General features: G+C 71.6%; 12 protein-coding genes. 3 read left to right on the forward strand and 9 right to left on the reverse strand.

Annotated features, from left to right (window positions below; all coding sequences use genetic code 11):
- Nucleotides 1–291: 291 nt before the first annotated feature.
- Complete coding sequence (locus AB0903_RS04140) at nt 292–741, forward strand: SPW repeat protein (RefSeq protein WP_366698769.1); 450 nt, start codon at nt 292–294, stop codon at nt 739–741.
- Nucleotides 742–880: 139 nt separating this feature from the next.
- On the opposite strand, the gene AB0903_RS04145 is transcribed toward AB0903_RS04140, so the two are convergent.
- From AB0903_RS04145 to AB0903_RS04155, 3 genes are all read right to left on the reverse strand, one after another.
- Nucleotides 881–2,614: an alpha-glucosidase gene (locus AB0903_RS04145; protein ID WP_366698771.1), complete on the reverse strand. Its 1,734-nt coding sequence runs from the start codon at nt 2,612–2,614 to the stop codon at nt 881–883.
- A 248-nt stretch (nt 2,615–2,862) separates the two neighbouring features.
- A complete protein-coding gene (locus AB0903_RS04150; RefSeq protein WP_366698773.1) occupies nt 2,863–4,236 on the reverse strand; it encodes a deoxyribodipyrimidine photo-lyase in 1,374 nt (457 codons plus the stop codon).
- Between the two features lie 51 nt (nt 4,237–4,287).
- Nucleotides 4,288–5,874, reverse strand: a complete 1,587-nt coding sequence (locus AB0903_RS04155) for an SDR family oxidoreductase (RefSeq protein WP_366698775.1) — start codon at nt 5,872–5,874, stop codon at nt 4,288–4,290.
- A gap of 386 nt (nt 5,875–6,260) precedes the next feature.
- Here AB0903_RS04155 and AB0903_RS04160 point away from each other — a divergent pair, with 386 nt between their 5' ends.
- On the forward strand, nt 6,261–6,497 hold the full coding sequence (locus tag AB0903_RS04160; RefSeq protein ID WP_366698777.1) for a hypothetical protein: 237 nt from the start codon (nt 6,261–6,263) through the stop codon (nt 6,495–6,497).
- Between the two features lie 573 nt (nt 6,498–7,070).
- Here the strand turns inward: AB0903_RS04160 and hypE are convergent.
- From hypE to hypA, 6 genes are read right to left on the reverse strand one after another with little or no spacing between them, the layout of a single operon-like run.
- Nucleotides 7,071–8,171, reverse strand: a complete 1,101-nt coding sequence (gene hypE / locus AB0903_RS04165) for a hydrogenase expression/formation protein HypE (protein WP_366698779.1) — start codon at nt 8,169–8,171, stop codon at nt 7,071–7,073.
- Nucleotides 8,161–9,300, reverse strand: coding sequence for a hydrogenase formation protein HypD (gene hypD, locus AB0903_RS04170; RefSeq protein ID WP_366698781.1), 1,140 nt, complete (start codon nt 9,298–9,300; stop codon nt 8,161–8,163). Before hypD ends, hypE begins: the two co-directional genes overlap by 11 nt.
- Nucleotides 9,297–9,632 (reverse strand): HypC/HybG/HupF family hydrogenase formation chaperone, encoded by a 336-nt coding sequence (locus tag AB0903_RS04175; protein WP_366698783.1) that lies wholly within the window; start codon nt 9,630–9,632, stop codon nt 9,297–9,299. Before AB0903_RS04175 ends, hypD begins: the two co-directional genes overlap by 4 nt.
- Nucleotides 9,592–12,075 (reverse strand): carbamoyltransferase HypF, encoded by a 2,484-nt coding sequence (hypF, locus tag AB0903_RS04180; RefSeq protein ID WP_366698785.1) that lies wholly within the window; start codon nt 12,073–12,075, stop codon nt 9,592–9,594. Before hypF ends, AB0903_RS04175 begins: the two co-directional genes overlap by 41 nt.
- Complete coding sequence (hypB, locus tag AB0903_RS04185) at nt 12,072–12,878, reverse strand: hydrogenase nickel incorporation protein HypB (protein ID WP_366698787.1); 807 nt, start codon at nt 12,876–12,878, stop codon at nt 12,072–12,074. The genes hypF and hypB overlap by 4 nt, the downstream gene beginning before the upstream one ends.
- Nucleotides 12,878–13,294 (reverse strand): hydrogenase maturation nickel metallochaperone HypA, encoded by a 417-nt coding sequence (gene hypA / locus AB0903_RS04190; protein WP_366698789.1) that lies wholly within the window; start codon nt 13,292–13,294, stop codon nt 12,878–12,880. Before hypA ends, hypB begins: the two co-directional genes overlap by 1 nt.
- A gap of 224 nt (nt 13,295–13,518) precedes the next feature.
- Here hypA and AB0903_RS04195 point away from each other — a divergent pair, with 224 nt between their 5' ends.
- A complete protein-coding gene (locus AB0903_RS04195; protein ID WP_366698791.1) occupies nt 13,519–15,201 on the forward strand; it encodes an enoyl-CoA hydratase-related protein in 1,683 nt (560 codons plus the stop codon).
- The last annotated feature ends 56 nt before the right edge of the window (nt 15,202–15,257 follow it).

A 15,257-nucleotide genomic window follows, 5' to 3' on the forward strand; every position in this document is an offset into this window, starting at 1 on the left:
GTCCCCGGAGCCGCCGTGCTCCGTCGAACCGCTGTCCCACGTCACGGTGCCCGGTGGCAGCGCGCGTGTCGACGAGTCCGGCGACGCCCGCGTAGCACCGCAAAGGGAAACGGGAGGCAGCCGTCCGGTTCGGTCGTGCGAGGCCGTACCGGCCCGCTGCGAGGACGGCGGCACAGTCGGGGACCGCGGGGAGTGCCGGATTCGTCTAGGAGGATTCGTATCGAATGTCGCGTATCGGGTGCTTCGTTCGCGAAAGGATGGCACACCACGATGTGAGAGGAAGTGACGCTTATGTCGTATTCGCAGCACTCCAGCGACATCGGCGGCCACCCGGAACTGGCGGAGATGTGGGACAGGCTGGAACGGACCGCGTCGAGCGGGAAGGCCGTCGTCGTCGAAGGGCTCATCCTGCTGGCGGGCCTCTACGCCGCGATATCGCCCTGGGTGGTGCACTTCTCCGGCACCGAGGCCGGCCTCACCATCAACAACCTGGTCGTGGGCCTCGCCGTCGCGGCCATCGGCCTCGGCCTGGCGCTCGCCCCGGACCGGATGTTCCGGCTGACATGGGCGTCGGTGCCTCTGGGTATCTGGCTCATCATCTCCCCGTGGGTGGCGACCGCAGCTCACAGTGCGGGAGCCGGGATCATCTGGAACAACGTCGTGACGGGAGCGGTCATCTGCGTGCTGGGACTCGCGGCCGCGGGGATGACGATCGGAGTCACCCGTCAGTCGTCCCGCTGACCCGGCCGCCTCCGCACCGGGCCGTGCCCCGCCGCCGGAAGCAGGTGGCGGGGTGGGGCCCGACCGGACCCGTCCGCCGCAGGCCGACGCAAGGCCGTCGTCAACCGCACCCCCGGGTGCCGGCGGGGGACGTCAGGGATCAGACGTCGCGCCGGTGGACGCGGGCTTCCCAGGGGCGCAGGATGTGCGTGCCCTTGAGAGAGGTGGTGGCGGGGACGTTGGCGATGAGCATCTCGCCGTGCTCCCAGCCGTCGGGCAGGCCGACGGGGAGGTCGGCCGCGCTGAAGTTGGCGAGGACGAGCAGCTCGGTGCCGGAGGCCGGGTCGCGGCGGGTGAAGGCGTAGAGCCGCTGGTGCCCGGGGTGGAGCAGGTGGAAGTCGCCGTGGGTGAGGGCGGGTTCGGTGTGCCGCAGGGCGATGAGGCGACGGTAGTAGTGGAAGACCGAGTCGGGGTCGGCGAGCTGGGCCTTGGCGTTGACGTGGCGGTGGTCGGGGTTCACCGCGATCCAGGGCGTACCTGCGGTGAACCCGGCGTGCCGCGTGGCGTCCCACTGCATGGGGGTGCGTGCGTTGTCGCGGCTGCGGCGACGCAGGGCGGCCAGGATCTGCTCCTCGTCGACGCCGAGAGCCGTCTGGTCGCGGTGGTGGTTGAGCGACTCGATGTCCCGGAAGTCGTCGATGGAGGTGAACGGGGCGTTGGCCATGCCGAGTTCCTCGCCCTGGTAGACGTAGGGCGTGCCCCGGTGCAGGTGGAGCACGGTGGCCAGTAGTTTGGCGGAGCGGTCGCGGTAGGCGGGGCTGTCGTCGCCGAAGCGGGAGACCACGCGCGGCTGGTCGTGGTTGTTCCAGTACAGGCTGTTCCAGCCCGTGTCGCCGAGGCCGGCCTGCCACCGTCCGAGGCTGGCCTTGAGATCGGTCAGCTTCAGCGGCCGGACGTCGAACTTCCCTCCGGGTCCCTGGTCGAGGCCGACGTGCTCGAACTGGAAGACCATGTCGATCTCGCGGCGGGCGGGGTCGGTGAAGAGCCTGGCGTCCTCGACGGTGACTCCGGGCATCTCGCCGACGGTCAGCAGCTTGCGCGGGCGGTTCTCGAAGACTTCCCGGTGCATCTCGGCGAGGTACTCGTGGACGCGGGGGCCGCAGATGTAGTGAGGGCTGCCGTCCCCGTAGCGGCTGCCCTCGTGCACCGCTCCGTCGGGCAGCCCGGGGGTCTTGGACAGGAGGTTGATGACGTCCATGCGGAAACCGTCGACCCCGCGGTCCAGCCACCAGCGCATCATGGTGTGGACGGCCTGCCGGACAGCCGGGTTCTCCCAGTTGAGGTCCGGCTGCTTGGGGGAGAACAGGTGCAGGTAGTACTCGCCGCTCGCCTCGTCGTACGCCCACGCGGGGCCGGAGAAGAAGGAGCCCCAGTTGTTGGGTTCCGCACCGGGTGTCCCCGGTTCCATACCGTCGCGGGCGGAGCGCCAGATGTACCAGTCACGCAGCGGCCCGCCCGGGCCGCCGTCGCGGGAGGCGATGAACCAGGGGTGCTCGTCGGAGGTGTGATTGACGACGAGGTCCATGACGAGTTTCATGCCACGGTCATGAACCGCAGCCAGCAGGCGGTCGAAGTCGGCCAGAGTGCCGAACAGCGGGTCGATGTCCTGGTAGTCGCTGATGTCGTAGCCGTTGTCGTCGTGCGGGGACGGGTAGACGGGCGAGAGCCACAGGACGTCGACACCCAGTTCGCAGAGGTAGTCGAGGTGCTCGACGATGCCTTGCAGATCGCCGATGCCGTCCGCGTTCGAGTCGGCGAAGCTGCGCGGATAGATCTGGTAGACCACCGCCTGGCTCCACCAGGAGTCGGCAGGACCGGCTTCGTTCACGGGCACGCCACCACCTCATCCCGTTCGTCCGAGCACTTCGGCGGCAAGGGCGGGGTACTCGGGCCGAAGACCCGGCACGGGGCCGGTCGACCGTTGTGTGGGCCGACGTCTCACCGTCCGGCCCAGCGTATTTCCCTCGGCCCCCCGGGTCGAGCTCAAGCCGCGCCGCCTCGCCTTCGCCAAGGAGCTCGTCGACGGCAGGACGATTTGCACCACGGCGCCCAGCGGCGAGAAGGGGCGGACCGGCCCGTGCTTCAGTCCCGGCCGCGGGCGTGCTTGAACCGGGCGAGGCCGTCCGCGAGGCTGATCAACGGCTCCGGGTAGTCCAGCCGTGCCCGTTCACCATCGGGCAGCCGCCACGGTTCGTGGATCCTCGCAGCAGTGACGGCCCTGAGTTCCGGCACCCATCGGCGCACGTACGCGCCCTGCGGATCGAAGCGCTTGCCCTGGACCACCGGGTTGAGCACGCGATGAGGGCGCGTGTCCGTCCCGGTCCCGGCCACCCACTGCCAGTTCAGCTGATTGTTGACGATGTCCCCGTCCACCAACAGGTCAAGGAAGTGACGCGCACCGACGCGCCAGTCCACGTACAGCGTCTTGGTGAGGAAGCTCGCCGTGAGCAGCCGGGCCCGGTTGTGCATCCACCCCTCATACAGGAGCTGGCGCATCGCCGCGTCCACCACCGGGTAGCCGGTACGCCCCTCCTTCCAGGCGACGATCTCCTCTGCGGCCTCCTCCTCGGAACGCCAGTCGTCGTCGCGTGCGCGGTAGTCGCGCACCGAGGACTCCGGCCGGGCGGCCATCACCTGGTGGTGAAAGTCCCGCCAGCACAGCTGCCGGACGAACGCCTCCGCCCCCGGGCCACCGCGTGCCCGGGCCTTTTGCACGACTTCGACGGGGGAGAGGGTGCCGAAGTGCAGGTAGGGGGAAAGCCGCGACGTCGCGTCGCCGGCCAGGTCGTCGTGCCGGTCCTCGTAGGCGGCTTGTCCGCCTCGCCCCCAGCCGGCCAGGCGCCGGCGCCCTTCACTCTCGCCGCCTGCCGGAATGCCGGGGGAGACACCCGGCCCGGCGTCCGGGGCCGGGAGCGGATCGCCGCGCAGGTCGTCCGGCACCGGTACCCTGCGCGGGGCGGCTTCTGGCGCACGCAGCCGTACCGCGGACCAACGGCGGAAGTACGGCGTGAAGACCGCGAAGTGGTCGGAGCCGGCAGGCACCACCGCACCCGGCGCGAGAGCCGTCACCACGGTGTCGTGCACGACCAGCCGCACGCCACGACTGACCAGTTCCCTGCGCAGCGCCTCCTCACGCCGGTGCGCGAACCGGGTCACGCCCGCGGCCATGTGCACCTCCTGCGCCCCGCACGAGGCGGCGACCGCGCCGACCTCGCGTGCCACCGGCCCCGTACGCAGCACCAGTCGGCCGCCGCGCCGGCGCAGGGAGGCGTCGAGGTCGGCAAGGCAGCCGGCCAGGAACGCACGCCGGTTCGGCGCGTCGAAGCCGGCGGCGTGAACGGCCGGGTCGAGCACGAACAGCGGCACCACTTCGTCGGCAGCGCGCAGCGCTCCCCGCAGCGGGGGATGGTCATGCAGACGCAGGTCCGCGGTGAACAGGACGACCGCGACGGTCATGCGTCACTCCTTGTTCCGGGCTGTTCCGGGCCGGTGGTGCAGGGGCATGGACTATCCGGCCTTGTTTCCGGGGGAGGCCGACTCTCGGATGCGCTCGTCGTGCGGGTTCTTTCCGCGGGCGCTCATCCCCTTGGCGGCGGCCTGGGTGATGTTGCGGGCCATGCCGCCGAACACCACGGCGTGGAACGGCGAGACGCTCCACCAGTAGAAGTGACCGAAAAGGCCGCGGGGGTGGAAAAGGGCACGCTGGCGGTAGCTGGTGCGGCCCTCGTCGTCGTGCTCGGCGTACATCTCGAGCCAGGCAAGGCCGGGCAGCCGCATTTCCGCACGCAACCGCAGCAGCCGCCCGGCCTCGATCTCCTCCACCCGCCAGAAGTCGAGCGAGTCGCCGACCCTCAGGCGCTCGGCGTCGCGACGGCCACGGCGCAGCCCCACACCCCCGACGAAGCGGTCCAGCCAGCCGCGCACCGCCCACGCGAGCGGAAAGGAGTACCAACCGTTGTCCCCGCCGATGCCTTCGATGACCTTCCACAGCGCCTCGCGCGACGCCTGGACCGTCAGCTGCCGTTCGTCCTGGTAGAGGCTCCCGCCGGCCCAGTCGGGGTCGGTGGGCAGCGGATCGCTGGGCGCACCGGGCAGCCCGGCCGAGGACCAGCGGGTGGCGACCTGCGCCTGGCGCACCCGCCGCAGCGCCAGGGCGAGCGCTTCGTCGAACGGCAGGGGGTGGCCGGGGGGGTCGGGTACGTAGCGCGCGATCTCATGCTCCTGGCAGACCACCTCGTGGCGCAGCGATTCGGTCAGCGGTCGGGCGATGGACGCGGGCACCGGTGTGACGAGGCCGACCCAGTGACTGGACAGACGTGGAGTGAGTACCGGGACGGGCACGATCAGCCGTTGCCGCAGTCCGGCGACGGCGGCGTACCGGCGCATCATCTCCCGATAGGTGAGGACGTCCGGCCCGCCGATGTCGAACGCCCGGTCGACATGGCCCGGCATGGCGGCCGAGCCGACGAGATACCGCAGCACGTCGCGCACCGCGATGGGTTGGACCCGGGTGTGCACCCAGCTGGGGGTGATCATGACCGGCAGCCGTTCGGTCAGATAACGCAGCATCTCGAAGGACGCGGATCCGGAGCCGATGACGACCGCGGCCCGCAGCACGGTGGCGGGCACCGGCGCGTCGATGAAGATCCGGCCGACCTCGGCGCGCGAGCGCAGATGCGGCGACAGTGACCCCTGCGGAACACCCCGGGGTGTGAGCCCACCCAGGTAGACGATCCGCCGTACGCCCGCGGCGTGCGCCGCCTCGGCGAAGTCGCGGGCCGCCCGGCGGTCGGTCTCCTCGAACCCCGAGCCGCTGCCGAGCGCGTGCACCAGGTAGTACGCCACGTCGATGCCGCGCATGGCGTCGGTCATCGATGCGGCGTCGGTGACATCGCCCTTGACCACCTCGACGTCGCCCGACCAGGGGTGGTCGCGCAGTTTGCCCGGGGTGCGGGCCAGGCACCGTACCCGGTGGCCCGCCTCCAGCAGTTCCGGGACCAGTCGCCCGCCGATGTATCCGGACGCACCGGTCACCAGACAGCGCAGTCCCCCCGTGTCCGACGTTCGGCCAGTGTCCACGTCCAGTTCCTCCATGCCTCGTGACAGCCTGCTGCTTCGATCATGGCCGCAGCAGGACCACCGTGCCCACCACGGCGACCCGGCCACCGTCGGCGGTGAGGGCAAGCCGCGGGGCCATGCCTCGGCGCCCACGTATTCGCACTGTGGCCTGCCCGTGGACGCGGGGTGTCGGTGCTCTTGCCTGGCGAGCGGCCGGCCCGGTCCGTCTGCGACCGGGGCGGGAAGGAAACCGGGCGGTGACGGCACTGTCGACCCGGTTCCGGCCGTTCCCGGCCGGAACCGGGTCCCGGGGGCCGATGGACCTCCGGCGCCGTGGAGTCGCAGGTGGCTGTCGGAGGTGCTTCGCTTGAGTAGTCGCCCCATGCGCCGACGGCGCTGCGGGTCAACGGAAAGGAGTGGTCATGGCGGTCTGCGAAGTCTGCGGCAACGATTACGCCTTGTCGTTCGAGGTCCGCACGGCAGGCGACGCGGTGCATGTCTTCGACAGCCTCGAGTGTGCGGCGCACTGCCTCGCCCCCGTCTGCGACCACTGCGGTTGCAAGATCCTCGGCCACGGGCTGCAGGCCGACGGGCAGTTCTTCTGCTGCGCGCACTGCGCCCGCCTGCAGGGCCATTCGGAACTCACGGACAGCGCCTGAACCAGGGACACGGCAGCATGCGGGACCGGTCTCGCACGGCGCCCGTTGTCCGTGGTTTCGCAAGCACCAGGAGTGCGGGCGCTGCACGGCGGACGAGGCGAGCGCGTGGCAAGGCCGTCACCCGGAGCGGCCCCTGAACACCCGGGCCCTGCCCGCCCGGGATCCGTGTCCCGCGATAGGCCACGGTCCGGTGGGCGATGACTCCGACGGCCCGTCGAGGTCTGCGCCCGGACACACCGCGCACCCATCCCACGCACACCACGCTGTTGATTCGCCGTGCTGCCGTATCGGGGCACCTGTCGAGCCCGTGCGTCGGGCGGCTTACCTGACCTGATCAAGCGGCACGAAGGTCACCCGGCGATGGCCGCCGCCGTGGCCGGATGGCTCGCCGGCGCGGACAGGCCCGCAGCGGCTTCGCCCGAGGGGCCCGCCGGACGACGGCGTGCACCCGCCCGGCCCCGGCGCCGCCGCACTGGCGGCCGCGACCGCGACACCCGTACGAGTCCGGTCGCCCGCCGGGGGGCCGGCGGGCGAGGGCGACGACCCCCCGGGGGGAGCGCGTACGAGCCGACGTCAGCAGATCCTGGGGAGCTGCTCGCCCAGAGGCAGATCGACGACGCGGGTCCCGCCCAGCGCCGTGCGGGCCACGACCATGCCCGGATGCTCGGCCACGCATTCACCGATCACCGCGGCGGCGGCCCCATGAGGGTGCGCCCGCATCGCGGCGAGGACGGCGTCCGCCGCCGCGCGTGGGACGAACGCGACCAACCGGCCCTCATTGGCGACGTAGAGCGGATCGAGGCCGAGGAACCCGCACGCGTTGGCGACCGCCTCCGGCACCGGAATGCTTCGCTCCGTAAGAGTGACGCCGACCCCCGACGCCGCGGCGATCTCGTTGAGCGCCGTGCCGAGGCCGCCCCGCGTGGGATCGCGAAGTACGTGCACCTCCGTGGTGGCTGTGAGCATGGCCTCCACCAGGCCGTTCAACGGGGCGGTGTCGCTCACGACCTCCGCACCGAACTCCAGCCCCTCCCGCACGCTCATGATGGCGATTCCGTGCATGCCGATCGGGCCGCTGACGATCACCACGTCACCGGGAGCCGCCCGCTGAGGCCGGATGTCGACCCCCTCCGGAATCAGCCCGATGCCCGAGGTGTTGACGTACACGCCGTCGCCGTGGCCCGCCTCCACGACCTTGGTGTCCCCGGTGGCGACGGTGACCCCCGCCGCCTCGGCTGCCACTCCGATCGCGTCGGCGACCTGCCCGACGACCGGCAGGGCGACGCCCTCCTCCAGGATGAAGCCGCACGACAGGAAGGCCGGGCGGGCACCGCTCATCGCCAGGTCGTTCACCGTCCCGTTGACCGCGAGGTCGCCGATGCTGCCGCCCGGGAAGAACAGCGGCCGTACGACGTAGGAGTCGGTGGAGAACGCCAGCCGCGTCCCGGCCAGTTGTACGACGGCCGCATCGGCCAGCTGGGCCAGGGTCTCGTTCCCGTACGCCGGGGCGAAGAGATGACGCGTGAGTTCGGCGGACAGGGCGCCCCCGCCACCGTGCCCCATGACGATGACCGGATGGTCGCGCAGCGGAGCGGGGCAGGACCACGAGGCCGGGTCGACCGCGGTCGGTGGCTGTGTCGTGGTCGGTGGCCGTGTCGTGGTCTCAGCCGACATGCGTCGCCTCCTCGAGGGCCGGGGTGGTCTGCGCCAGGGTGTCCAGGCGCCGGTAGAGGTAGTAGGCGGCACAGGCCCCCTCGCTCGACACCATGGTGGCGCCCAGCGGAGTACGCGGTGTGCACGCCGAGCCGAACGCCTCGCACTCGCGTGGTTTGATCAGCCCTTGGAGCACCTCCCCGCTGCGGCATACCTCCGGCTCCCGGGTGCGCAGCGCTCCGACGTCGAAGCGCCGCTCCGCGTCGAAGTCCGCGAACGCCTCCGCGAGCCGCCACCCGCTACCGGGGATCACGCCGATGCCGCGCCACGCCCGGTCGGTGACTTCGAAGACCTCTTCGATCATCCGCAGCGCCACCGGGTTGCCCTCGTTGCGGACCGCTCTCGCGTAGGCGTTCTCCACCCGGTGCTCGCCCAGTTCGAGCTGGCGCACGGTCCGGCGGATCCCTTCGAGGATGTCCAGTGGCTCGAACCCCGTGACCACGATGGGAACCCTGAACCGCTCCGCCAGAGCCGGGTATTCACCGATGCCCATCACACTGCACACGTGTCCCGCCGCCAGGAACGCCTGCACCCGGCAGTCCGGCGCGGTCATGATGGCCTCGACCGCCGGGGGAACGCGTACATGGGACACCAACAGGCTGAAGTTGCGGATTCCCAGGCGGCGCGCCTCGTGCACGGTCATCGCGTTGGCGGGAGCCGTGGTCTCGAATCCGATACCGAAGAAGACCACCTGGCGGTCCGGGTGGCGGCGGGCGACGTCGAGGGCGTCCATCGGCGAGTACACCACGCGGACGTCACCGCCTTCGCTCCGGACCCGGAACAGGTCGCGGCCACTGCCCGGTACGCGCAGCATGTCGCCGAACGAGCAGAAGATCACCTCGGGGCGGGAAGCGATCTCCAGGGCCTTGTCGATCATCTCGAGCGGAGTGACGCACACCGGGCAGCCGGGTCCGTGGATCAGTTCCACCGTGTCCGGCAGCAGTTGGTCGATCCCGTGCCGGATGATCGAGTGGGTCTGGCCGCCGCAGACCTCCATCAGGGCCCACGGCCCCGTGACGGCCGTGGCGTGGATGTCGTCGAGCAGCTTCCGGGCGAGTTCCGGGTCGTTGAACTCGTCGATGTACTTCACCGCAGCTCCTCCTTCTCCTGTACCGCCTGTACTGCCGGGGCGGACTCGTCGCCCGGGACCCCGGCCTCTGCCGCAGCGCGGCGCCACGGGTCGCCGAACTCCTCCTCCAGCAGCCCCAGTTCCTCGAACAGGCGCAAGGAGGCCAGGGCGGACTCCTCGTCCAGACGTTGCAGCGCGAACCCCACATGGACGATCACGTACTCGCCCACGGCCGCTTCCGGGACATAGGCGAGGCAGACCTCCTTCTCCACGCCACCGAAGTCGACGCGCGCCATGCGCGTGCCGTCCCGGTCACCGATTCCGACCACTCTGCCGGGCACTGCCAGGCACATGTGCGCTCCGTTCGTTGTTGTTCGCGGGCCGCGGGTGTTCACCTGCCGACCGGGCGTCCTGCGCGGTGGCCACCAAGAGTTGCCCCAGAGCGAGGCCGCCGTCCCCCGGCGGCACCCGGTGATGGCGCAGCACGGTGAACCCGGCGGCCGTGAGGCGGGCGGCGCATTCCTCGTCGAGGAGTGCGTTGGCGAACACGCCTCCGGTCAGACCGACCGTGTCCGTGCCCGTCTCGCGGCGGGCAATGCGGCAGATGTCCGTCACCGCCGCTGCGACCGCCCGGTGGAACCGCGCGGCGACGACCGGTACGGGGACGTCGCGGCGGAGGTCGGCGATGATGCCGCGCAGGACCGGAGCGGGTTCGATGCGGGTGATGCCGTCCGGAGCGGGGCCGGCCAGTCCGAACGTGTAGGCGCCGTCGTCGGGCTCCTCCCACGCGAGAGTGGCGGCCGACTCCAGTTCCACGGCAGCCTGTGCCTCATAGCACATCCGGTGACAGACACCGGCCAGTGACGACACGGCGTCGAACAGCCGGCCCATGCTGGACGTGGGAACACAGGCCACGTTCCGCTCCAGCTGCCGGGCGAGCAGCCGCCGCTCCTCGGCGGAGCAGGCCGCCACGCAGGGCAGGTCGGCGTCCCAGGCGAGCCCCGCCGTGTGCAGCCGGGCCAGAGCCATCCGGCAGGGATTCGCCACGCCCGCGTCCCCACCGGGCAGCGGCGCATACGCGAGGTGGGCGAGGCGCCGGAAGCCGAGGTGGTCGGCGAGCAGGACCTCACCGCCCCAGACGGCGCCGTCCGTGCCGTAGCCGGTGCCGTCGAACGCGACGCCGAGCAGCGGTGAGCCGCCGTCCAGGGAGTGCTCGGCCATGAGCGAGACGACGTGGGCGTGGTGATGCTGGACCAGGTGCACGGGGAGACCGGAGTCGCGACCGCGCCGCACGGCTCGGCGCGCCGACGCGTATCCGGGGTGCAGGTCCGCGGCGATGAGCCGGGGGGTGATTCCCGTCAGCGCCGTCAGCCGCTCTTCCGCGTGGTCGGACGCCTGTTGGGTGGCGAAGTCGTCCATGTCGCCGATGTGCGGCGAGAACCAGGCTTCGCGGCCGGAAGACAGGCACAGCGTGTTCTTGAGGTCACCGCCGACGGCCAGCACGGGTGGCACCGCGGCGGGCAGGGACATCGGGACGGGGACGTAGCCGCGGGAGCGCCTGAGGACGAGCTCGGAGCCGTCCGGTCGGACGCGGACCACGGAGTCGTCGCACGGCGCGGCGATGACCCGGTCGTGCCACAGCCACGCGTCGGCGATCTCGGCGAGAGAGGAGAGGGCCGCGTCGTCGTCGGTCACGATCGGTGAGCCGGAGCGGTTGCCGCTCGTCATGACGAGGACGGGAGGGCACGGCGAGCCGGCGTCCGGTGTGAACAGCAGGTGATGCAGCGGCGTGTAAGGCAGCATCACCCCCACGTGCGGGCTCCCCGGGCAGACGGCGTCGGCGAGACGGCCCGACGCGGGCCCGTCCGTACGGCGCCGCAGCAGCACGATCGGGCGCCGGGGCCCGGTGAGGACCCTTTCCTCGGCCGGGCCGACGTGGGCGATCAGTTCGGCGGTCGCCGGATCGGCGCACATCACCGCGAAGGGCTTGCCGCCGCGTTCCTTCCGGGACCGCAGCGCGGCCACGGCGTCGGGGCTGCGCGCGTCGCAGGCCAGGTGATAGCCGCCGAGGCCCTTGACCGCCAGGACGGCCCCGCGGGCCAGCAACTCCCGGGCCCCCGCCACGGCCTGGTCTCCCTCCCGGTACGTGCCCTTCTCCGGCGTGCGTGTACCGCCGGCGGCCCCTGCCGCCGTGGTCAGGCGCACCTGGGGTCCGCAGGAGCGGCAGGCGACGGGCTGCGCGTGGAATCTGCGGTTCGCCGGGTCCTCGTACTCGGCGGCGCACAGGGGGCACAGCGGAAAATCGCTCATCGTGGTGGTGGCACGGTCGTAGGGGAGACCGGTGGCGATGGTGAAGCGGGGGCCGCAGTGCGTACAGGTGATGAAGGGGTGGCGGTACCGTCGGTCGCGCGGATCGGCGAGTTCCCCCAGGCAGTCCCGACACGGTGCCGTGTCGGGGGGGATGGCCGTGGTTCCGGCCTCCTGCCGTCCCGAGGCCCGGATCGTGAACGCGCCGTCCCCGCGTACTTCGACGGGCTCCCATCGCACCTCGCGCACGTCGGCCAGCGGTGGCGGCTCTTCGCGAAGCCGCCGGTGGAACTCGCCGATCGACTCCGGCCCGCCTTCCACTTCCACGACGACACCGCCGGGGGTGTTGTGGACGAATCCGGACAAGCCCAGTTCGGAGGCAAGCCGGTGTACGAAGGGGCGGAACCCGACTCCCTGCACGGTGCCGTGCACCGAGATCCGGCTGCGCAGGATCCCCCGGCCCTGGCTGCCGGCGAGCGTGCTCGTCATACGGGTCGCTCGGCGACGGCGCTGTCCGGCACAGGCGTACGGATGCGGCTGCCGTCGCCGTGGTGGGTGTGCGGTGAGGGCGCTGCTTCGTGGGTGTGTCCGTGGGCGCGGAGGTGTTCCGCCGCCAGGAGCGGGCGGTGCGGGACCGCCCCGTCGCACACGGCGAGCACCCGGTCCAGCAGTGTGTCGAGGCCCAGGCCGCTCCGCGCGCTGGTGTCGATCACCTCGACGCCGGGGTTGATCCGTTCGACCTGCGAGCGGAACTCGTGTCGGGCGAACCCGGCGGCCTCCGCCAGGTCGGTCTTGCTGAGCACCACCAGCTGGGCGAGCCCGAACGCCGTGGGGTACTTCACCGGTTTGTCCTCGCCCTCGGTCACCGACATCAACGTCACGCGCAGGTTCTCGCCGAGGTCGTAGGAGGCGGGGCAGACGAGGTTGCCCACGTTCTCCACGAAGAGCAGACGGACGCCGTCGGGAAGCCACCCGTCGAGGTGGCCGCGCAGCTGCGCCGCCTCGAGATGGCACAGGCCCCCGGTGAGAACCTGCTTCACGGGCGCGCCGGAGCGGGCCAGCCGACGGGCGTCGTTCTCGGTCGCCAGGTCGGCGGTGAGCGCGGCCACCGGTACGCCGCGTTCGACCGCCCGGCTCAGCACGCCCTCCAGCAGTGCCGTCTTGCCGCTTCCCGGGCTGGACAGCATGCTGACGACGGTCACGCCTCTCGCCGCCATGTCGGCCCGCAGCTCTTCCGCCAGGCTGTCGTTCTTGGCCAGTACCGCCTGGCGTACGTCGACGCTTCGGCACATCACAGGTCCTCTCCTCGCCCCGCGCCCGCAGGGCCGGTCGGCGACGCTCGGGCCGCCGGGCACGAAGCGGCGTCCGGCAGCCGGACTTCGGTCACTTCCAGCTCGCGGCCGGCGAGCAGACGGTCGGCGGGCCGGTCGCAGACCGGGCACCACAGGTGGGGCGGGCAGCCGACGGCGAACTCCGTGCCGCAGCCGTCGCAGGCCGCCAGCGCGGGCACGTCGTCGATGATCAGTTCGGCGCCGGCCAGCGCCGTGCCGTCCGCCGCGAGTTCGAACGAGAACCGCAGCGCGTCGGGCACCACACCGGCGAGTTCACCGATGCGCAGCCGCACGGCTTCCACGGTGGTGGCCCCGTGCGTGCGTGCGGTACGTGCGGCGGTGTCCACGACGGCAGCCGCGATCGACAGTTCGTGCATGGGGCACCACGCTAGGCAGACGGTGCGGTGAGTCCGGGTGCTGCGGGCCGGACGCGCGTCGTTTCCCCCCGGGTGGCGCAAGAACGGCGCGTCATGTCTGTTCAGGACGGTGGGCGGGCGAGAGCATCGGCGCACGTGTTGCCGCCGGACACCGTCTCGCCGTCGGCCGCCCGGGTCCGAGGCGGCAACGCGACCGGCTCACGGTTCCCCGAAGGAGGTCTGCCGTGCACGTGCTCCTGGTAGCCAGCGCGTTCAACAGTCTGTCGCAGCGGGTCATGTGCGAGTTGAGGGACCGTGGGCACACCGTCGCGGTCGAGCTCGCCGGTCGCGAAGGCATCCGGCCGCAGGCAGTGTTCCGCCACACACCTGACCTGGTCGTCGCTCCGATGCTGACGACCGCCATCCCCAAGGAGGTGTGGTCGGCTCACACCTGTCTGGTGGTACACCCCGGGCCGCCCGGTGACCGTGGCCCGTCCTCGCTCGACCGGGCTGTCCAGGACGGCGCCACCCGCTGGGGAGTGACGGTGCTTCAGGCCGTCGCGGAGATGGACGCCGGTCCGGCGTGGGCGTCGGCAGGCTTCGACGTACCGGAGGTCGGCAAGAGCGACCTCTACAGGAACGAGGTGGCCGACGCCGCGGTCGAGGCGGTTCTGCTGGCCGTGGAGCGGTACGCGTCGGGCGGGTACCGTCCGGAGCCACCGGACACGCCGGGTGAGCTCCGCCCGTATCTGCGCCAGGAGGAGCGGCGGATCGACTGGTACACCGAACCGACCGCCGCCGTGGTGCGCAAGCTGCGGGCCGCCGATTCGCAGCCCGGCGTGCTGGACACGCTCCTCGGCCGGGAGTGGTACCTGTGCGGCGGGTACGAGGAGGACACCCTCACGGGCCTGCCGGGCGAAGTCGTCGCCACGCGGCACGGCGCGGTCTGCCGGGCCACCGTCGACGGCGCCGTGTGGATCCCACAGTTGCGGCCACGGCGGCGACCGGGGGAACCGGCGGCGTACAAGCTCCCCGCGGTGCCCGCGCTGGGCGACCGTCTGTACGGGGTGCCGGAGGTGCCGGCACCCCTCCGTCCCAGATCCGGCCGGCGCACCTGGACGGACATCCACTACGAGGAGTCCGGGGCCGTCGGCTTCCTGCGCTTCTCGTTCCCCGGCGGTGCGATGAGCACCGACCAGTGCCGGCGACTGCTCGACGCGTACCGCTACGCCGTCTCGCGGCCGGTCGAGGTGCTGGTGCTCGGCGGAGCACGGGACTTCTTCTCGAACGGCATCCACCTCGCGGTGATCGAGGCCGCCGATGATCCGGCAGCCGAGTCCTGGGCGTGCATCCAGGCCATGGACGACCTGGTCCAGGAGGTGCTGACGACCACGGACCGGGTGGTCGTGTCCGCCCTCGCGGGCAACGCGGCGGCGGGCGGGGTCATGCTCGCCCTGGCAGCGGACGAAGTCTGGTGCCGCTACGGCACGGTGCTCAACCCGCACTATCGGCTGATGGGCCTGTACGGGTCGGAATACTGGACGTACACCCTTCCGCGCAGGGTGGGCGACCGCGAGGCACGGCGGCTGATGGAGGAGGCGGAACCGGTGAGCGCCGCGTCGGCGCTCCGGCTCGGACTCGTCGACAGGGTGTTCGACTGCGGGGCCCGGGAGTTCGCCGCGGAGGTCGCCCGTTCGGCCCAGCGGCTGGCCTCGTCCTCCCGGGTGGGCTCACTGGTGAGGAGCAAGAAGGCGGCCAGGGAGCGCGACGAGGCGGCACGGCCGCTCGCCGAGTACCGGGCGGCCGAACTCGAACGGATGAGGCGCATCTTCTTCGACCCGGAAGCGCCTTACCACGCACTCAGGTCGGCCTTCGTGCGCAAGCGGCCCTGCCCTGTGCCGATCCCCGAAACCGTGCCCGAATTGTGAATAATGTCGGTTGATGGAACGCTGCGGAGGATGCCTTCCGAAGAAAGGAACGCGCC

It is taken from the genome of Streptomyces sp. NPDC048389 (assembly GCF_040706335.1).
GTDB lineage: Bacteria > Actinomycetota > Actinomycetes > Streptomycetales > Streptomycetaceae > Streptomyces.